This window comes from Amycolatopsis heterodermiae, assembly GCF_034929455.1.
Taxonomy (GTDB): Bacteria; Actinomycetota; Actinomycetes; order Mycobacteriales; family Pseudonocardiaceae; genus Amycolatopsis; species Amycolatopsis heterodermiae.
In genome coordinates this window covers 20,736-39,681 of record NZ_JAYFSI010000025.1, presented here as the reverse complement: position 1 = coordinate 39,681, position 18,946 = coordinate 20,736, and the positions used below count along the sequence as shown (strand labels likewise).

General features: G+C 70.4%; 18 protein-coding genes. 7 read left to right on the top strand and 11 right to left on the bottom strand.

Features of this window, described 5'->3' with window-relative positions; translation table 11 throughout:
- The first annotated feature begins 77 nt into the window (after positions 1–77).
- Both VA596_RS49390 and VA596_RS49385 read left to right on the top strand, forming a co-directional pair.
- Positions 78–1,184 (top strand): DegT/DnrJ/EryC1/StrS family aminotransferase, encoded by a 1,107-nt coding sequence (locus VA596_RS49390; protein ID WP_323337753.1) that lies wholly within the window; start codon positions 78–80, stop codon positions 1,182–1,184.
- Positions 1,181–2,137 carry a Gfo/Idh/MocA family protein gene (locus VA596_RS49385; RefSeq protein ID WP_323337752.1) on the top strand — a complete coding sequence of 319 codons (957 nt, stop codon included), beginning with the start codon at positions 1,181–1,183 and terminating at the stop codon, positions 2,135–2,137. Before VA596_RS49390 ends, VA596_RS49385 begins: the two co-directional genes overlap by 4 nt.
- Positions 2,138–2,153: 16 nt before the next feature.
- Here VA596_RS49385 and VA596_RS49380 read toward each other — a convergent pair whose 3' ends face one another.
- Together VA596_RS49380 and VA596_RS49375 are read right to left on the bottom strand one after the other, a co-directional pair.
- Positions 2,154–2,879, bottom strand: coding sequence for a hypothetical protein (locus VA596_RS49380; protein WP_323337751.1), 726 nt, complete (start codon positions 2,877–2,879; stop codon positions 2,154–2,156).
- Positions 2,876–3,385, bottom strand: coding sequence for a SigE family RNA polymerase sigma factor (locus tag VA596_RS49375; RefSeq protein ID WP_323337750.1), 510 nt, complete (start codon positions 3,383–3,385; stop codon positions 2,876–2,878). Before VA596_RS49375 ends, VA596_RS49380 begins: the two co-directional genes overlap by 4 nt.
- 124 nt (positions 3,386–3,509) lie before the next feature.
- Between VA596_RS49375 and VA596_RS49370 the strand changes: the two genes are divergently transcribed.
- Together VA596_RS49370 and VA596_RS49365 are read left to right on the top strand one after the other, a co-directional pair.
- Positions 3,510–4,139, top strand: a complete 630-nt coding sequence (locus tag VA596_RS49370; protein WP_323337749.1) for a hypothetical protein — start codon at positions 3,510–3,512, stop codon at positions 4,137–4,139.
- A gap of 174 nt (positions 4,140–4,313) precedes the next feature.
- Entirely contained in the window at positions 4,314–4,778 is a 465-nt protein-coding gene (locus VA596_RS49365) for a hypothetical protein (protein WP_323337748.1), read from the top strand.
- Here VA596_RS49365 and VA596_RS49360 read toward each other — a convergent pair.
- From VA596_RS49360 to VA596_RS49340, 5 genes are all read right to left on the bottom strand, one after another.
- Positions 4,775–5,104, bottom strand: a complete 330-nt coding sequence (locus VA596_RS49360; protein ID WP_323337747.1) for a Uma2 family endonuclease — start codon at positions 5,102–5,104, stop codon at positions 4,775–4,777. The genes VA596_RS49365 and VA596_RS49360 overlap by 4 nt on opposite strands.
- 240 nt (positions 5,105–5,344) lie before the next feature.
- On the bottom strand, positions 5,345–5,974 hold the full coding sequence (locus VA596_RS49355; protein WP_323337746.1) for an acyltransferase: 630 nt from the start codon (positions 5,972–5,974) through the stop codon (positions 5,345–5,347).
- Positions 5,961–7,157 carry a glycosyltransferase family 4 protein gene (locus VA596_RS49350; RefSeq protein ID WP_323337745.1) on the bottom strand — a complete coding sequence of 399 codons (1,197 nt, stop codon included), beginning with the start codon at positions 7,155–7,157 and terminating at the stop codon, positions 5,961–5,963. Before VA596_RS49350 ends, VA596_RS49355 begins: the two co-directional genes overlap by 14 nt.
- Positions 7,158–7,189: 32 nt before the next feature.
- A complete protein-coding gene (locus VA596_RS49345) occupies positions 7,190–8,119 on the bottom strand; it encodes an NAD-dependent epimerase/dehydratase family protein (RefSeq protein ID WP_323337744.1) in 930 nt (309 codons plus the stop codon).
- 23 nt (positions 8,120–8,142) lie between these two features.
- Positions 8,143–9,276, bottom strand: coding sequence for a DegT/DnrJ/EryC1/StrS family aminotransferase (locus tag VA596_RS49340; RefSeq protein ID WP_323337743.1), 1,134 nt, complete (start codon positions 9,274–9,276; stop codon positions 8,143–8,145).
- Between the two features lie 127 nt (positions 9,277–9,403).
- Here VA596_RS49340 and VA596_RS49335 point away from each other — a divergent pair, with 127 nt between their 5' ends.
- A complete protein-coding gene (locus tag VA596_RS49335) occupies positions 9,404–12,505 on the top strand; it encodes a BTAD domain-containing putative transcriptional regulator (protein WP_323337742.1) in 3,102 nt (1,033 codons plus the stop codon).
- Positions 12,506–12,607: 102 nt separating this feature from the next.
- Positions 12,608–13,792: an L-2-hydroxyglutarate oxidase gene (lhgO, locus tag VA596_RS49330; RefSeq protein ID WP_323337741.1), complete on the top strand. Its 1,185-nt coding sequence runs from the start codon at positions 12,608–12,610 to the stop codon at positions 13,790–13,792.
- On the opposite strand, the gene VA596_RS49325 is transcribed toward lhgO, so the two are convergent.
- Positions 13,789–14,790 carry a DUF3558 family protein gene (locus VA596_RS49325; protein ID WP_323337740.1) on the bottom strand — a complete coding sequence of 334 codons (1,002 nt, stop codon included), beginning with the start codon at positions 14,788–14,790 and terminating at the stop codon, positions 13,789–13,791. The two genes, lhgO and VA596_RS49325, sit on opposite strands and share 4 nt — an antisense overlap.
- Positions 14,791–14,861: 71 nt before the next feature.
- Positions 14,862–16,124 carry a serine--tRNA ligase gene (gene serS / locus VA596_RS49320; protein WP_323337739.1) on the bottom strand — a complete coding sequence of 421 codons (1,263 nt, stop codon included), beginning with the start codon at positions 16,122–16,124 and terminating at the stop codon, positions 14,862–14,864.
- Positions 16,125–16,244: 120 nt separating this feature from the next.
- Here serS and VA596_RS49315 point away from each other — a divergent pair, with 120 nt between their 5' ends.
- Positions 16,245–17,537 carry an aspartate aminotransferase family protein gene (locus tag VA596_RS49315; RefSeq protein WP_323337738.1) on the top strand — a complete coding sequence of 431 codons (1,293 nt, stop codon included), beginning with the start codon at positions 16,245–16,247 and terminating at the stop codon, positions 17,535–17,537.
- Between the two features lie 72 nt (positions 17,538–17,609).
- Here the strand turns inward: VA596_RS49315 and VA596_RS49310 are convergent, their stop codons facing one another.
- Entirely contained in the window at positions 17,610–18,455 is an 846-nt protein-coding gene (locus VA596_RS49310; protein WP_323337737.1) for a hypothetical protein, read from the bottom strand.
- Entirely contained in the window at positions 18,452–18,940 is a 489-nt protein-coding gene (locus tag VA596_RS49305; protein ID WP_323337736.1) for a hypothetical protein, read from the bottom strand. Before VA596_RS49305 ends, VA596_RS49310 begins: the two co-directional genes overlap by 4 nt.
- Positions 18,941–18,946 lie beyond the last annotated feature (6 nt).

The window sequence follows — 18,946 nt, the reverse complement described above, 5'->3', positions numbered from 1 at the left end:
ATGCAGGGCGGCCGGGCGCAGAACCGGCGGCTCACTGTACCGGACGCGCTCAAATCGCCTGCCGAGAGAGACTGCCCATGATCCCCATCACCGTGGTCGACGTCCGCGACGCGGAGGACCTCGTCGTCGAGGTCCTGCGTTCCGGCGCCATCGCACAGGGACCGATGGTCAAGCGCTTCGAAGACGCCTTCGCGGCGGTCTCCGGGACGAAGCACGCGATCGCGGTCAACAACGGGACCACCGCGCTCGTCGCGTCGCTCCAGGTGCTCGACCTGAAGCCGGGCGACGAGGTCGTCACGTCGCCGTTCACCTTCGTCGCGACGCTGAACGCGATCCTCGAAGCCGGCGCGACCGTCCGCTTCGCCGACATCCGGCGCGACGACTTCGCGATCGACCCCGACGCCGTGGCCAAGGTCGTCACGGACCGCACCAAGGTGCTCATGCCGGTGCACCTCTACGGCCAGACCGCGGACATGGGCAAGCTCACGCCGCTCGCCGCCGAGCACGGGCTGAAGGTGATCGAGGACTCGGCGCAGGCCGTCGGGGCGTCGTTCGAGGGCAAGCAGGCCGGCTCGTTCGGCATCGGCTGCTTCTCGCTGTACGCGACGAAGAACATCACCACCGCCGAGGGCGGCGTCATCACGACGGACGACGACGCGCTGGCCGACAAGCTGCGCGTGCTGCGCAACCAGGGCATGCGCGCCCGGTACCAGTACGAGGTCGCCGGCCACAACTACCGGATGACCGACCTGCACGCCGCGGTCGGCATCCCGCAGCTGGCGAAGCTCGACCAGCTGACCGCCGCCCGCCAGGCGAACGCGAAGCGGCTCTCGGAAGGCCTCGCGGGCACGCCGGGCCTCGACATCCCGCAGGTGCTGCCGGGCCGCGAGCACGTGTGGCACCAGTACACCGTGCTGGTCGGGCCGCACGCGTTCCTCTCGCGCGACGAGCTGGCCGCGGCGCTCACCGAGCGCGGCATCGGCAACGGCATCTACTACCCCAAGATCGTCTTCGACTACGACTGCTACCGGGGCCACGACCTGATCCCGGGCGCGCGCGTCGAGGACTTCCCGGTCGCGAAGGCCGTTTCGGAGCAGGCCCTTTCGCTGCCGGTGCACCCGCACCTGACCGAGTCCGACCTGGACACCATCATCGAAACCGTTCGCGAGGTACTGGGCGCATGACGCATCGGATCGCTCTTGTCGGGACCGGGAACATGGGTTCCCTGCACGCCCGCGTGCTCGCCGCCAACGAACGCGTCGACCTGGTCCGCGTGATCGATCCGCGCGAAGAAGCCGGCAAGACCGTCGCCGAGCGGTACGAAACCCAGTGGACGCCCGAGATCGGCTCACTGTCCGATGTGGACGCCGTGGTGCTGGCCTCGGCCACCGAGGCGCACTACGACCTGGCGCAGGAGATCCTCGGCCAGGGCAAGCCGATGCTGGTCGAAAAGCCCGTCTGCAACAGCTACGAGAAGTCGCAGGAGATCGTCGCCCTGTCGAAGAAGCAGGGCGTCGCGCTGATGTGCGGGCTGCTCGAGCGCTACAACCCGGCGGTCATGACCGCGCGGGCGCTGGTGCAGGAGCCGATCCACCTGATGGCCCGCCGCCACGGCCCGTACGCGCCGCGCATCAAGACCGGCGTCGCGTGGGACCTGCTGGTGCACGACGTCGACCTGGCGATCCAGTTCTTCGGCGGCGCGACCCCGGCGCGCGTGACGTCCGGCGCGGGGTACTTCCACCCGTCGTCGGTCGAGGGCGCCGAGGACACCATCGAGACGGTGCTGTCGTTCCCGACCGGCCTCGCGACGGTGTCCGCGTCCCGCTTGGGGCAGAAGAAGGTCCGCTCGCTCATGGTGTCCGAACTGGACCGGCTGATCGAGATCGACCTGCTGCGCCGCGACGTCACCATCTACCGGCACGTCTCGCACGACTCCGTCACCCCGGACGGCCTCGGCTACCGGCAGCAGACGGTCATCGAGATCCCGGAGCTGGTCACCGCGCGGGAGCCGCTGGCCACGCAGCTGGACCGCTTCTGCGACCTGCTGGAGGGCAAGATCGACGCCGACACCGAGCGCGACCTGATCCTGCCTTCGCACCACGTCGTCGAGCAGGTGCTCACGCAGGCCGCCGCCTGACCGCGGAACCGGCTCACTACTTGGTGAGCCGGTTCCCGTTCTTGTCGTAGGCGATCAGCGGGGTCAGGGACGCCGAGTCCGGGACGTCCGTGGTGGCGAACCAGAAGATGACCACGCTCGGGTCTGCGGTCCAGTTCGCCAGCTTCGCTTCCACGGTCTTGCCGTGCACCGTCGTGGTGATCTTCGTGGCCGCGCCGGCGAAGTAGCCGAACACCGGGATGACCTGGTCGCGCAGGACTTCGCCGCCGTCGGTGGCGTGGAAGCCGAAGGAGCGGTCGGAGCCGCGGAACTCGTTGGTGGCCAGCACCGGTTCCAGGTTCCCGCCCTTGCGGAAGCCGGCGACCAGTCCGAAGTGGATGCCGGGCAGGATCTGCGGCTCGTCGACCGCCTTGGCGAAGATCACGATCTCCCCGGCGGCGGTGCTGATCCCGGTGCCGACGACGTCGCCCAGCGGCTCGGGCGGGGGCTCGGTGGCGGTCGTCGGCGGCGGGACCGACGAAGCTGCGGACGGGGGTGCCGGCGGTTGCGCGACCGGTACGGAAGCCGGCTGGCGCCACTGGACGGCGAACACGACCACCAGGACGACGACGACCGCGGCGGCGAGCCCGCCGGTGGTCGTCAGGACCCGGCGGCGGCGCCGGATGCGGGTGCCGTCGGCCATGATCCGGGTCAGGTCCGGCTCGGCGAAGGGCTCGCTGGGCGGCTGCCGGAGCGCGGCGCGGAAGTCGTCGAGATCGTTCATCGTCCGCTCCCTCCGATCAGCGTGTCTTCGGTACCCGCTTCGATCCGCAGCTTGGCCAGCGCCCGCGAATTCGTGCTCTTCACGGTACCCAGCGAGACGCCGAGTTCGCGCGCTACGTCGGCTTCGGGCAGGTCGAAGAAGTGCCGCAGCACGACGACGGCGCGTTCGCGGTCGGTCAGCGTCTTGAGCACCGACGTGAGCCATTCCCGCTGGGTGACGGCCTGGTCGACGTCGACGCGGTCCGGCCCTTCGGGCATCGTCTCGGTCGCGTATTCGCGGATCGGGCGGCGCCAGCCGTCGATGACGTGGTTCATCAGGACGGTCCGGGCGTAGCCGTAGGCGTCCTTGTGGCGGACCCGCGACCAGGCCGCGTAGGTGCGGGTGAAAGCGGTCTGCGCGGCGTCTTCGGCCTGGTGCCGATCGCCGGTGAGCAGGAACGCGGCGTGCGTGAGCCGGGCCGAGGACGCGCGCACGAAGTCCGCGAACTCGTCGTCACCGCGCGCCATGCGTCACCCCTTTCGCCCCCAGCGACGGCCGGGCCCCGGAAAGGTTGCGCGGGCGCGTCTCAACCTTTTCGAGCGTACGCCCGTAATCCCCGGTGGCCGATCATGCCTACGAGGGAGCGAACCCATGAAGAAACGCCTCGTCATCGCCGGTACCGTCGTCGTCGCGTGCGGTGCTTTGGTGGTGTCCGGCGTCCTGACCAGCGCGAACGCCGAGACGTCGCCGGTCGCGCCCGTGGCCGCCCCGGCGCAGCTCGCCGCGGCTCCGGTCTCGCCGCCGCCGACCCGCCGCGCCGCTTCGGAGCACGAGGTGCTGGGCGAGGTGATCGGCACCGGCATCCGCGACAGCTCCGGCGAGCTGGTCTTCTACGGCGTCAAGGTGACGGAACCGCGGCTCCCGCAGACGACGTTCGGCATCATGGGCGGCATCCGCGACGCCGCCGGTGGCCTCAAGGACGTGATCATCGTGAACGAGACCTCGGGCAGCGACAAGGCCCCGGGCTTCCACGGGGTGACCGGCGGCGCCAACCTGGACGGCCACGACGTCCCGAGCTTCGGCTACTACGCGGGCCCGGCGGCGAAGATCACGGCTCAGATCGGGGGCGCGTCGGTGGTGGCGCACCAGGCCCGCTGGAGCGCGGACCCGAACGTCGTCGTGTTCTGGTTCGACACCGCGACCGACCCGGGCCGCCTGCGCGCGTACAACGCGGCGGGCGACAAACTGCCGACGGGACGCACGGACGTCGGCCACGGCTGAAACGTTGCGTAACCGATATCCTGCACTGGGTGACCGGGCGCTAGATTGTGCTCCGTGCGCACCTTGGGGGGAATCTTCGCCGCCGCATGCCTGCTGACCTGCGTCACAGCGTGTTCAGGCGGTTCCACGGCGGCGGCGCCGGCAACCACGCCGGCGCCGCCGTCATCCACTTCGATGAGCAAACCGAAGCCGACGGCACCGACCTTCACCCCGGCGGCCTCACCGGTGACGCTGAGCGCGGCGTGCCCGTTCCTCAGCTCGGACGAAATCCTGAAGCTCACCGGCCAGTCGATGAGCGGCGGCTCGAAGGACCTCGGTCAGGTCAAGACCAAGGTCGGCACCGCGTACGAATGCCAGTACGGCGCCGGTGTCCTGGGAGAGCTGTTCGTCGGCACGAACTCGACGTCACCGGCGAGTTTCATCACGGCGTCGAAGACCGGCTGCACGGCACCGGTGACGGTGCCCGGCGTCGGCGACGCGGCGATGCACTGCAAGTCCACGGGCTCGGACGGCGGCACCGTCCTGTCGGTCGCCAAGCAGAGCCACGGGCAGCTGCGGACCGCACAGTTGTTCCTGTACGCGGAAGGCACCGATGACAGCTACGCGGCCATCATGAAGCTGCTGGGAGACCGGCTCTAAGGCCTCTGTGCGTCGGGAGTCAATGCGTTCAGGTCGAACTTGAGCGGCGCGCCTTCGAACTCGAGTTCCGCGTATCCCGCCTGCTCGCCGAAGTCCTCGTAATCCTCATCGATCAGCCGGTAGCAGACCAAGCTCACCGGCGGGTCCAGATCGACGATCCAGTAATGGTCGATCCCCGCCTCGGCGTACTCGGAGAACTTCGTGACCCGGTCGGTGCGCCTGCTGCCCGGCGAGATCACCTCGATCGCCAGCCGGACGTCAGAGGCGTCACAACGCGCCGGGTTCGCGTGGACCACGGTGTTCCCGACCACGACCACGTCGGGCACTCGGACGGTGAGCGGCTTCTCGGCGATAAGTCAGCCGGTTGACGGCTCGCTGGTGCAGGAACAACGGGCGCGGCGCCACGACAAGAACCCCTTCGACCGCTTCGACCTGGTACTCCGGGGTTTCCGGCAGGTCGATCCAGTCTTCAAGGGACAAGAGGTGGTGAGGCCACTCCATGACACTCATCGCCTTCTCCGCCGCGGTAACTGGACGTCATCATCGCACGTCAGGCTGCCACAAAGCTACTGCTCCGAGTAGTCGCCCGATGGGGCTCCCCAGCCCGAAGTGTTCTGCCCGTGTGACTCCGCGATCTCGCGGCGGCGGGTGTTCTCCGCGCGCACCCGGTCCACTTCGGACTGGATGTACTCCTCGTCGTAGCGCTGGAAGACGCGGGCCGGGTTGCCGGCCACCAGGGTGCGGGGCGGGACGTCCTTGGCCACCACCGAGTTCGGCTGGACCGTGGCGAAGTCGCCGATCGTCACGCCCGCCATGATGACGACCAGGCCACCGATGAAGCAGCCCTTGCCGATCTTCACCGGCTTGCGCTCGATCAGGTCGCTGCCCGAGTGGTTCTGCAGCGTCATGTTCGCGAGCCAGCTGGAGTGGGTGAAGATCAGCGTGTTCAGGCCGATGCTCGTGTGCTCGCCGATCTCCAGGCCGCCGCTCGCGTCGAGCGCCGCGCCCTCGCCGACCCAGCAGTGGTCGCCCATCTTGAGGTTCTCGGGGCTGATGATCTTGACGCGCTCGCGGACCCGGCACGTCTCGGGCAGCCCGTAGTACTTCGCCCGCTCGGCGTCGTTCATGTACTGCGAGACGAGCTCGGTCAGGATCTGCGGGCGCAGCCGGTGGCTGCGCTCGTCATCGAAGAACATGGGAGTCCGACACCAGTTTCTCGAAGGTCCGCAGGTGCTCTTCGGCGACGACGTCGAGGCCGAAGTTCGACCGCACCATCTCGCTCTCGCGCTGGGCGATCACCGCGCGCCGCTCCGGGTCGTCGAGCAGGCCGATGACCGTCGAGGCCACGGCTTCCGCGTCGTCCGGGCGGACCAGCAGCACGTTCTCACCGTTGCGCAGCTCGATGCCCGGGTAGTTGTCCTCGGTGACCGACGCGATCGTCGCCGTGCCCGAAAGCATCGCTTCCAGGGACGCCGTGCCGCAGCCGCCGTTGAGGTCGTGCGTCACGATGTCGGCCGCCGCGAAGTACGCCGGGACGTCCTCCTTCGGCACCGCGCCGGTGACGATCAGCGCCTCGGAGACGCCCAGTTCGGCGGCCCGCTTGAGGAACGCGTCGTGGTAGACGCGGCCGACGATCGCCACCCGCACCCCGGGGTGCTTGTCCAAAATGGACGGAAGAGCCTCGATCAGTGGGAGCCGGTTGCGCAGCGGGATGACGTGCCCGAGCGAGACGATCAGCGGCGCGTCACCGATCTGGTGCTCCGCGCGGACGTCCTTCGTCACCGGCTTCGCGAAGTGGCCGGTGTCGACCGCGATCGGGAAGTACTCCGAGTTCGCGTCGCTGGTGCCGTAGCGCTCGACGCAGTAGTCGACGCCGAGCTTGTCGAGGATGACGTACCGCGGCCGGATGTAGGCGAGGATCGGCCGCACGAGCACCGCGTCGAGCATCCGGAACACCCCGCCGTACAGCTTGTTGTCGCTGATCAGCAGGGTGTGGATGGTCAGCAGCACCGGGATGTTCCGCCGCCGCGCGTAGATCCCGGCCAGCCACGACAGGTCGAAGAACTGGCCGTGCAGGTGGATCGCGTCCGGCTTGAACTCGTTGAGCAGCTTCCACAGCCGCCGCCAGTTGCCCGGCCGGACCGACGCGAAGCTCATGTCGAAGTCGATCGACAGGCCGACCTGCGGCATCTTCGTCGCCGGGAGGCGCACGACGCGGTAGCCGTCACGCTCCTCTTCGGCCGGGGCGTCGGCGTAGGCGGCCGTGATCGCCAGGACCTCGTGGCCCTCTTCGACGAACTGCGCCGCCAGCGACGCCGACATGTGCGCGCTCCCGCCCACCCGCGGCGGGAAGAAGTTGTTGACCACCGCGATGCGCATCGCACGTCCTCGGGCAGGGCCCGCGGTGGTGCTCACTCGGAGTCCTTGACCAGCTGTCGCATACCTTCTTCGACAGTGATCCGCGGCTCCCAGCCGAGCACGTTCCGGGCGCGGGTGATGTCGGCGGCGCGGCGCGTGACCAGCACGTCGCGTTCGTTGAACAGCGGCTCGACGTCGACGCCGACGGCCTCGATGAGGATCTTGGCCAGCGCGGCGATCGAGGTGTCGATGCCGGTGCCGATGTTGATCGGCAGGTTCGCCTGCTCCGACTCCAGCGCCGCCACGACCGCGCGCGCCAGGTCGGCGACGTGCACGAAGTCCATCGACTGGTCGCCGCGGCCGTCGATGATCGGCGGCTGGCCGGCGCGCAGGCGCTGGATGAAGTGGTTGATCACCGAGGTGTAGTAGGCCTCGATCTTCTGGCCGGGGCCGTACACGTTGAAGAAGCGCAGCGCGTTCCAGGACAGGCCCTTGGTGCGCTCGTAGAAGCCGAGCAGGTCCTCGCCGGCGCGCTTCGAGATGCAGTACGGCGTGAGCGGCTTGAGCTCGTCGTCCTCGTGCATCGGCAGCCGCTTCGGCTCGCCGTAGACCGACGCGGTCGAGGCGAACACGAGCCGCTCGACACCCTCGTCGGCCGCCGCGGCGAAGACGTTGTGGTTGCCGACCATGTTGATGTCGATCGACTCGGCCGGGTCGGCGATCGACTTGTTGATCGAGACCGTGGCGAAGTGGATGACGTGCGTGCAGCCGCGCATGGCCTCGCGGACCGCGCCGCCGTAGCGGACGTCCTGCTCGACCAGCTCGACCTTGCCGGTGGCGACGAACTCGTCGACGCGCGCGCGATCGCCGCGGGTCATGTTGTCGAAGATGCGGACGGTGTAGCCGCCCTCGATCAGCAGCGGGATGACGTGCGCGGCGATGAACCCACCGGCCCCGGTGAACAGGACCTTCTTGTCGGACACCAATTTCTCCTCGGTCGGTGGCTTCAGGACAGTGACTGCACGGCGGCGCGCACGACCTCGCCGACGCGCGCCACTTCGGCGTCCGTCAGGTTGGCGTGCATGGGGATGGCGAGCTGACGCGCGAACGCGTCGGCCGACACGGGCAGCGGGGTCTGGGGGCCGTAGATCGGCTGGAGGTGGGAGGCGTAGGTGCCGAAGTTGCACTGGACACCCTGTTCGCGGACGCGCAGGGCCAGCGTGTCGCGGCTGATCGACGGGGCGACCGTGAGCAGGTATGCCTGCCACGGGTGTTCGCGGTCGGGCAGCTCGACGGGGACGGTCAAGGCTTCGACGTCGTCGAACGCCTCGTGGTAGCGCTTGGCGACCGAGCGGCGGGCGGCCAGCAGGTCCGGCAGGCGGTCGAGCTGGACGCCCATGATCGCGGCCTGCACGTCCGACATGCGGAAGTTGTACCCGAGCTCGTGGAACTCCGGGATCGGCAGCGCGTTCGAGCCTTCGCGGCTGATCGCCGGCTCGATGCCGTAGGTGTGCAGCTTGCGGGCGTGCGCGATGAGGTCTTCGCGGTCCGAGACGAGCGCGCCGCCCTCGCCCGCTGTGATGCCCTTGCGGCCGTGGAAGGAGAACGCGGCGAGGTCGGCGAGGCTGCCGGCCGGACGCGTCTTGTACGTCGCGCCCGCGGCGCAGGCGGCGTCCTCGAAGAGCCAGAGGCCGTGCTTGTCGGCGATCGCGCGGTACTCGTCGAAGTCGCCCGGCTGGCCCGCGACGTCGACGGCGAGGATGCCGACGGTCCGCGGGGTGATCAGGGCCTCGACGTGCGCCGGGTCGGCGCTGAAGACGTCCGGGCGGATGTCGGCGAACACCGGGGTGGCGCCGGCCTGGACGACCGCGTGGCCCGTCGCCGGGAACGTGTAGTCGCCGACGACGACCTCGTCACCGGGCTGAACACCCAGGACCTTGAGGCCGAGGAAGAGCGCCGAACCGCAGTTCGCGGTCGCCAGCGCGTGCGCCGTGCCGGTGACCTGCGCGAACCGTTCCTCGAAACGGCGGCACGCCGGACCGGCCCCGGCCAGCCAGCCGGACCGGAAGACCTCGGCGACGGCGGCTAGCTCTTCTTCGCCCACGGTCGGTTGACCTAGGGCAATGCTGTCGGTCGGCATACCTCTCCCATTGCGTGGGGACCCGGCGAAGTGTATATACGCCGGATCATTCGGTTGACAGCCCCACGCCGAACCCCACTTTCGAGTGATCCCCACCGCACCCCGCCGAACGTCTTACGCTGGGCACATGCGATTCGGGGTGCTGGGGGCGGTAGCCGCGTGGCGCCCGGACGGCACGCAAGTGGCGGTGGGCGGCCCGCGGTCGCGAACGCTCCTCGCGCTGCTCGCGCTCGAGGCCGGCCGGTTCGTCCCGGCCGAGCGGCTGATCGACGGGATGTACGGCGAACACCCGCCGGACGGCGCGGCCAACGCCCTCCAATCGCAGGTGTCCCGGCTGCGGACGGCCCTGAAGGACCTCGCCCCGGTCGAGTTCACCGCGGCGGGCTACCGCCTGGACGTCGAACCGGACGAAGTGGACGCTCTCGCCTTCGCCCGGCTCGTGCGCGAAGGCCGCGCGCACCTGAAGGCCGCGGAGCACGCGCAGGCCGCCGACGTGCTGGGTGAGGCGCTGGCGCTGTGGCGCGGGGACGCGTTCAGCGACCTGGCGGACGCGCCGTTCGCCGTCACCCAGACCGCCCGGCTCGCGGAGCTGCGGGCCGAGGCGGCCGACGACCACGTCGAGGCCCGGCTGGCCCTCGGCCAGGCCGAGGACGTCCTCGCCGGGCTGCGCGAGACGGTCGCCGCCCACCCCCTGCGGGAGCGGCCGCGCGCGCAGCTCGTCCGCGCGCTGCACGTCGCCGGCCGGTCCGCCGACGCGCTGGCCGCGTTCGAGGACGCCCGCCGCACCCTGGCCGACGAGCTGGGCGCCGACCCCGGCCCGGAGCTCGCCGAGGTCCACCTCGCCGTGCTGCGCGGCGAGACCGAGAAGCCGGCCATCCCGGCACTGCCCGCGCAGCTGACCAGCTTCGTCGGCCGGGACGCCGAGCTGCGGCAGGTCTCGGAGCTGCTCGCGCGCGCCCGGCTCGTCACGCTGCTCGGGCCGGGCGGCACCGGCAAGACCCGGCTGGCCGTCGAAACCGCCGCGGCCGCCGAGGGCCCGGTCGCGTTCGCCGAGCTGGCGCCCCACGGCGCCGGCGAGGTCGTCGGCGCGGTGCTCGGCGCGCTGGGCCTGCGGGACACCACGCTGCGGCAGCGCGAGGCGCAGGACCCGGCCGACCGGCTGGTCGCGGCGCTGCGCGACCGCACGACGCTGCTGGTGCTCGACAACTGCGAGCACGTCGTCGACGTCGCGGCCCGGCTGGCCGGGCGGCTGCTCGGCGCGTGCCCCGGGCTGCGGGTGCTGGCCACCAGCCGCGAGCCGCTCGGGATCACCGGTGAGCAGCTGGCGCCGGTGCCGCGGCTGGCCGTGCCGCCGCCCGGGACGTCCGCCGCGCAGGCCGGCGAGTTCCCGGCCGTCCGGCTGTTCGCGGACCGCGCGGCCGCCAGCGATCCCGCGTTCGCCCTCGACGAGTCGACGATCGGCGACGTCCAGCACATCTGCGCCGCGCTCGACGGCCTGCCGCTCGCGCTGGAGCTGGCCGCGGCCCGCGTCCGGACGCTGCCGGTCGGCGAGATCGCGGCCCGCCTCGACGACCGGTTCCGGCTGCTCGCCCGCGGCAGCCGCACGGCCGAGCAGCGGCACCGGTCGCTGCGCGGGGTCGTCGAATGGAGCTGGGACCTGCTCGACGACGAGGAGCGGCGGCTGGCGCGGCGCATGACGGTCTTCCCCGGCGGGGCGACCCTCGCCGCGGCCGCCGAGGTGTGCGGCGCGGACGACACCCTGCTGCCGGAGCTGGCCGACAAGTCACTGGTCGAGGCCGTCGGCGGGCGGTTCCGGATGCTGGAGACCATCCGCGCGTTCGGCGCGGAGAAGCTCGCCGAAGCGGGCGAGACGGACACCCTGCACCGCGCGCACGCCGAGTACTTCCTGCGGTTCGCCGAAGAGGCGGACCCGCTGCTGCGGACCGCGGCGCAGCTGGACTGGCTGGCCCGGATCGACGCCGACTACGACAACGTCCTGGCGGCGCTGCGCTGGGCGGCCGACGCGGACGTCGTCATCGCGTTGCGGCTGGTCACGTCGCTGGCGATGTACTGGTGGATGCGCGGGCGGCGATTCGAGGGCGCGGTGCTGTCGCTGGAGGTCGTGAAGCGCTGCGGGCCGGAGGTGCAGGCGGAGTACGTCGAGGAGTTCCTGCTCTGCCTGCTCAGCGCGCTCGCCGGGATGCCGGGTGAGGAGGCGCTGGCGCCGTACGTGCCGCTGGCCCGCCGGTACGCCAGGGACTCGATGTGGTCGCCGCGCCACCCGATGCTGATCATGTTGCTGGCCGTGGTGATCGGGCCGCCCGCCGACGACGCCGAGATGTACGGGCGCGGCGAGGTGATGCTGGCGCACGGCGAACCGTGGACGTGGGCGATGGTCCCGATGGGCCTCGGCCTGCGCTCGATGATGACCGGCGACCTCGTCCAGGCCGAAGAGGGCCTGCGCGAGGGCGCGCTGCAGTTCGGCGAGCTCGGCGAGCGGTGGGGTCTTTCGATGGCGCTGGACCACCTTTCGCAGCTGCTGAGCTGGCGCGGCGAGTACGCCGAGGCGCTGGTGAAGATGGACGAGTCGCTCGCGTTGATGCACCAGCTGGGCGCGACGGACGACGCCGCGGACCTGATCACCCGCCGCGCCTGGACCCGCCTGCTGCAGGGTGACCACGCGGGCGCGCGGGCGGACTACGAGCTCGCGGAGTCGACGGCCCGCCGCTCGGGCATGCCGGAATCCCGCGCGGCCGCCTACATCGGACTGGCCACCCTGTCCCGCTTGGACGGTGACCTGCCGACGGCCCGGTCGTGGTGCGAGCGGGCGCTGGCGGAGTGCGAGGGCGGTTCGTTCTCGGCGGAGACGGTCCACGCGGCGGCGTTGATTGCGCTGGGCTGGCTGGCCCTGGGCGAAGGCCGGGTGGCCGACGCGGCCGGGCTGTACCGCGAGGCGTTGCAGGTCGGACGCCGGTGGCACGCGGGTGACGTCGTGGCGTTCGCCCTGGAGGGCCTGGCCGGCGCGGCCGTCCACCCGGAACAGGCGGCGGTGCTGCTGGGCGCGGCGGCGGCGGTGCGCGGGACGGCGATCAACGGCGACCCGGACGTGGCGGCGGTCCGGGCCCGGGTGCGGGAGTCGTTGGGAGCGGCGGGTTTCGAACAGGCCTATGTGGTGGGACTCGGGATGAGCGCCCAGAAGGCCCTGACGACGGCCGGGCTGGCGGACTGAGCGGCACCCCGAAACCGCCTGCCGCTACCCCGCTGCCGTTCGGCGCGGTTTCCCGAACCACCTGGTCGGCGGATCGCGGGGACTCGCGTAGCCTGGTCGATCGTGCGCAACGTGGTGGTCGTCGGGGGTGGAATCGTCGGTCTGGCCGTGGCCTGGGAACTGACCAGGCGTGGGCTGGACGTGACCGTGCTGGAGAAGGAGCCGCGGTGGGCGGCGCACCAGACCGGGCACAACTCGAACGTGGTCCACGCCGGGCTCTACTACAAGCCCGGCTCCTTCAAGGCGCGGATGTCCGTCGCGGGCAACCGGTCCATCGTGGACTTCGCGCGCCAGTACGGCGTGCCGGTGGAGGTGTGCGGGAAGCTCGTCGTCGCCACCGACGAGAAGGAGATCCCGGCGCTCAACACGCTCGCCGAACGGGCCGAGGCGAACGGCGTGCCGGCCAAGAAGATCTCCCCCGCCGAGGCTCGTGAGTACGAGCCCGAGGTGGCCTGCGTCGCCGCGCTGCGCGTCGAGTCGACCGGGATCATCGACTTCCCGGCCGTCTGCCAGGCACTCGTGCGGCTGCTCGACGAAGCCGGCGTCGACCTGCGGCTGAACAGCCCCGCGATGGCCATCCGGGCCGGCGCGAACGGCGGGGTCGAGGTCGCGACCGGCTCCGACGTCGTCGTCGCGGACGGGCTCGTCAACTGCGCCGGCCTGCACTCCGACCGGGTCGCGCGGCTGGCCGGGCTGACGCCGTCCGCGAAGATCGTGCCGTTCCGCGGTGAGTACTACGAGCTCAAGCCCGAACGCCGTGGCCTGGTCAAGGGCCTGATCTACCCGGTGCCGGACCCGACGCTGCCGTTCCTCGGCGTGCACCTCACGCGCATGCTCGACGGCAGCGTGCACGCCGGCCCCAACGCCGTGCTCGCGCTGCGCCGCGAGGGTTACCGCTGGGCCGACTTCTCCGCGAAGGACGTGGCCGAGGTCGCCGCGTTCCCCGGCGTCTGGCGGCTCGCGAAGAAGTACGCGATCCCGACCGGGCTCGACGAGGTGCGGCGCTCGTTCTCGAAGAAGCGCTTCGCCGCGAGTCTCGCCCGGCTCGTCCCGGCCGTGACCGAGGACGACATCGTCCGGCACGGCTCCGGCGTCCGCGCGCAGGCCATGCGCCGCGACGGCTCGCTCGTCGACGACTTCCTCATCGAGACCGCGCGCGACCAGGTGCACGTCCTGAACGCGCCGTCGCCGGCCGCGACGAGCGCGCTGGAGATCGCGCGCCACATCGCCGACCAGGTGTCCGCCTAGCCCGGCAGGTTCGCCGTCACCAGCGGCAGGCCCTTCTTCACGAGGTCGCACGTCTTGGTGTCGTCCCCGATGAACCCGCTGACGACCTCCACCGACGACGTGTCCGTGACGGCCAGGGTGGCGCCGCAGGTCGCGCGGAGGCCGCCCATGTTCGGGAAGATGCCCCACTTCTTGCCGCCGACGTCGACGGTCTCGGTCGCCGAGACGCCCTTGGTGCCGGGCCAGTCGGCCGCCGGGGTGCTCGGGCCGAGCCAGACCTCGAACGCCTTCTGCCCCTCGTCGCCGTCGGTGTCGTCCCACAGGCAGAACGCCGCGTTCGGCACCGTGGAGGAGTTGTCCTTCTTGCCCTCGGGGGAGATGCCGGGCAGCTGCGCTACCTGGTCCGGCTTCAGCATCGTGCAGGGGTCGACCGACAGCAGCGGCCCGCCCGGCTCGACCTTCGCCGGGCTCGTCGGGGTGATCGACGGCGCGTCCTGCCCGCCGGGCAGGTGGGCCGCGACCTGCGGGACCACCGCCTTCGCCAGCTCGCACGCCTTGTCCAGCGGCGGCTCCGAGACGCTCACGTACGCGAAGGACTTGTCCCCGAGGAGCGCGTACAGCACGCAGTCGTCCCCGATGATCGACGGGTACTGCGTCCAGGTGAACCCGGCGATCTGCTGCGGCCCGGACTTCGCGACGGCGCCGGCGATGTACTCGTTGAAGTCGATGTCCGTGGTGTAGCCGACGTTGAGGACGGCCGACGGATCGACGTCCTCCTTCGTGTTCCACAGGCACATCGGCGTCTGGAGCCGGTCCTTGTTCTCCTTGACCGAGCGGCCCTTGATCTCGTAGCCGAGGGCGTCGAGCTGGGCCTCGTCGAGCAGCGAGCAGGCGTCGATGTCCTTGACGATCGCACCCTGACCCGGCACCGGCGACGCCGATCCGCCGACCGCCACCGTGCAGCCGGACACCACGGTCAGGGCCGCCAGGGCCACCGCGACCTGCCACTTCACGCGCATACGTTGAGTCCTCTCCCGTTCGGCCCGGACCTTACTGGGACGAACGGGAGAGCACCGGGGATCCGCCGGATTCAGCGCGGCGTGAGGACTTCCTTGCCGCCGACGAACGGACGCAGCGCCGCCGGGACGCGCACGGAGCCGTCCTCCTGCTGGTGGTTCTCGATGATCGCGACGATCCACCGCGTGGTGGCGAGCGTGCCGTTGAGCGTCGCGGCGATCTGCGGCTTGCCGTTCTCGCCGCGGTAGCGCACCGAGAGGCGGCGGGCCTGGAACGTCGTGCAGTTGGACGTCGAGGTCAGCTCGCGGTAGGTGTCCTGCGTCGGGATCCACGCCTCGCAGTCGAACTTGCGGTGCGCGGACGTGCCGAGGTCGCCGGTCGCGGTGTCGATGACCCGGTAGGGCACCTCGATCTTCGCGAGCATCTGCTCTTCCCAGCCGAGCAGCCGCTCGTGCTCGGCCTCGGCGTCCTCCGGCTTGGTGTAGACGAACATCTCGACCTTGTCGAACTGGTGCACGCGGATGATGCCGCGGGTGTCCTTGCCGTACGAGCCGGCCTCGCGGCGGTAGCAGGACGACCAGCCCGCGTAGCGCTTCGCGTCGTCGTTCAGGTCGAGGATCTCGTCGGCGTGGAAGCCGGCGAGCGGCACCTCCGACGTGCCGACGAGGTACAGGTCGTCGTCCTGGAGGTGGTAGATCTCGCTCGAGTGCTGGCCGAGGAAGCCGGTGCCGGCCATGATCTCGGGGCGCACCAGCGACGGCGTGATCATCGGCGTGAAGCCGTTTTCGAGCGCCTGCGCGATGGCCATGTTGAGCAGGCCGAGCTGCAGCTGCGCACCGACGCCGGTGAGGAAGTAGAACCGCGAGCCGGACACCTTCGCGCCGCGTTCCATGTCGACGCCGCCGAGCGCTTCGAGCAGGTCGAGGTGGTCGCGCGGGGTGAAGTCGAACTTGGTGGGCTCGCCGACGTGCTTGACGACGGTGAAGTCGTCCTCGCCGCCGACCGGCGCGTCCGGGTGCACGAGGTTCGCCACGGTCCGGAAGAGCTGGTCGAACTCCTCCGACGACGTGTTCTGCTCTGCTTCGGCCGCCTTGACCTGGGCGGCGAGCTCCTTGGCCGTGGCCAGCAGCTGCTGCTTCTCCTCCGGCGGGGCCTTCGGGATCTGCTTGCCCAGGAGCTTCTGCTCGTTGCGCAGCTTGTCCGCGGCCGCGATCGAGGAGCGGCGCCGGGAGTCGAGGGAGAGCAGCTTGTCGACCACTCCTTCGTCCTCGCCACGGGCGCGCTGCGACGCGCGCACGGCTTCCGGGTCATCGCGCAGAGTCCTGGGGTCAATCACGAAGACAGAGGGTAGTCCGTACAGACTGTGCGTCCCTACTGGGTTATCCCGACAGTCTGATCGTTGAAGCGCTGTTCGCGGCCTCCCCATACTTCTGGGAGACCCCGAGGAGGCGCCCCGATGACCGACGAGCTGCTCGCCCGCCACCGCGCTGTGATGCCGTCCTGGATGTCGCTGCTCTACGAGGAGCCGATCGAGATCGTGCACGCGCACGACCGGCGGATGACCGACTCGCAGGGCCGCACCTACCTCGACTTCTTCGCCGGCGTGCTGACGAACTCGATGGGCTACGACGTCGCGGAGATCGGCGACGCGGTCCGCAAGCAGCTCGACACCGGCATCCTGCACACCTCGACGCTGTACCTGATCCGCTCGCAGGTCGAGCTGGCCGAGCGGATCGCGTCGCTGTCCGGCATCCCGGACGCGAAGGTGTTCTTCACGAACTCCGGCAGCGAGGCGAACGACACGGCGCTGATGCTCGCGACGCAGTTCCGGCGCAGCAACCAGGTGCTGGCCATGCGGAACTCCTACCACGGCCGGTCCTTCGGGACGGTCGCGATCACCGGCAACCGCGGCTGGTCGGCGTCGGCGCTGAGCCCGGTCAAGGTCAACTACGTCCACGGCGGTTATCGCTATCGAAGCCCGTTCCGCGACCTGTCGGACGCCGACTACATCAAGGCCTGCGTCGCCGACCTGGTCGACGTCCTGGACACGGCGACGGCGGGCGACGTCGCCTGCCTGATCGCCGAGCCGATCCAGGGCGTCGGCGGCTTCAGCCTCCCGCCGGACGGCCTGTTCCGGGCGATGAAGGAGGTGCTCGATTCCTATGGCGTGCTGTTCATCTCGGACGAGGTCCAGACCGGCTGGGGCCGCACGGGCGAGCACTTCTGGGGCATCGACGCCCACGGCGTCACGCCGGACATGATGACGTTCGCGAAGGGCCTCGGCAACGGCCTCGCGGTGGGCGGCGTGGTCGCCCGCGGCGACGTCCTGGACTGCTTCCAGGCCCAGTCGTTCTCGACGTTCGGCGGCAACCCGGTCTCGATGGCCGGCGCGACGGCCGTCCTCGACTACATCAAGGACCACGACCTCCAGGCGAACTGCGCAGCCCGCGGCCGCCAGCTCCTCGACGGCCTGCGCGCGGCGTCGTCACCGCTGGTGGCGGAGGTGCGCGGCAAGGGCCTGATGATCGGCATCGAGCTGATCAAGCCGGGCACGACGGAGCCCAACGTTCCGGCGGCCGCCCGAATGCTGGAGGAGACGAAGAAGCGCGGCTTGCTGATCGGCAAGGGCGGCCTGCACGGCAACGTCCTGCGGCTCGGCCCGCCGATGACCCTGACAGCGGACGAGGCCCAGGAAGGCTTGGACATCCTGGTCGACGCACTGGCTGCGACCCACGCGGCACTCGCCTGACCTGAGCAGGCCCCCGATTCCAGCCTAACGGGAGGGCCTGACACTCCCGGACGCGTGGAAAACGGGGGCTGCTCAGTCCGCGTCGTTGACGTCCGACGGCGGGAGGTTCAGGTCGCAGTAGGAGTACAACTCGGTGCGGCTGTCGTCCGTTTCCGGTGGGATGTCCTGCAACGGCACGATCCAGGTACTGCGTTCGCCCGGTGAGCACGACGGGCTCGCCGGGCGCTGCTGTGGACTGCCGGCCGGATTGCCCCGGCCGTCGGGCGGGAGGAGGCCATCGCCGACGATCTTGCCGGTCGTGTCCCGGAACACCACCGCGGTCCGGCGGCTGGCCAGTGCCCGGCAGTTGGCCGAGCGCTCCGTGTACCGGACGGCGTCGGCCGGCAGCGCGGCCTTGACCCGGCTGGTGGATTCGTAGGTGTCGGTCACCGGGCTGAACCCGCCGAGCGCACCGGCGGGAAGCCAGGTGGTCGTCTGCGGGTCGACGTCGGCCGAGGTCACCTTGTTCGTCGCGGTCACCTTGATGAGCGGCCGGCCGATGCCCACCCGCTGGCCCGGCACCAGCACCGGGATCTCCATGGTCATCAACGGCCCCTGGACCGGCCCCGGTGGCAAGCCGTCGACGGAGACGTTCACCTCGAGCGCCACCCTGGTCCGGTAGGCGACCCGGTCGCTGGTGTTGCGCAGGACGGCTCCCATGCTCACCAAGCCCGTCGAGGAGACCCCTTTCTCGGCGACTTCGATTCCGCCGCCACCCGGTGCGGTCTTCGCGGAAGCGGGCTGCTCCCGAACCGAATCCGGGATGTCACACGGCCGCGCCGCCGGCTCACCGCCGGTGGAGAGCACCACCGCGGTGATTCCAGCGGCGGCGACCACGGCCACGGCGACCACGGACAAGACAAGCTTGCGTTTCGTCATTCGTAGTACCGCTTCTTGAGCTCATCCACCTTGGCCTGGAAGTCTTGGATCAACTTCGTGGCCGCTTCGGCGGCGTTCACCGCGAACCGGTCCTCGGGTACTTCGCGGACGGTACCCGGCGCGATCTGAACCGAGTAATTTTCCATGCCCACCGCGGTTATCGTGATCCGCTTGTCGTTCGATGCACCCAAAGTCACAATTTTGGCCCGGTCGGCGAAGAAATTCGAATCCCGCAAGTCATCGGCATCGATGTTGAGATCCGTCTCGTCGATCGCGGCCCGATATTGACGTTGCCAACCCGCCCACAGCAGACGCGCCAGGGAAGCCAGCACGGTCTCCAGCGCGGATTCGTTGATGAAGTCGTAGACGCTTTCGCCGAACGAAATCGTGATACCGGTGCGCTGACGCAGCTCCGCTTCGATATCCGCCCCCGGAGCCCGCACCCGAACTCGAATGCCGTCCAGCCTCTCGGCCAAGTCCACCACGGTGCT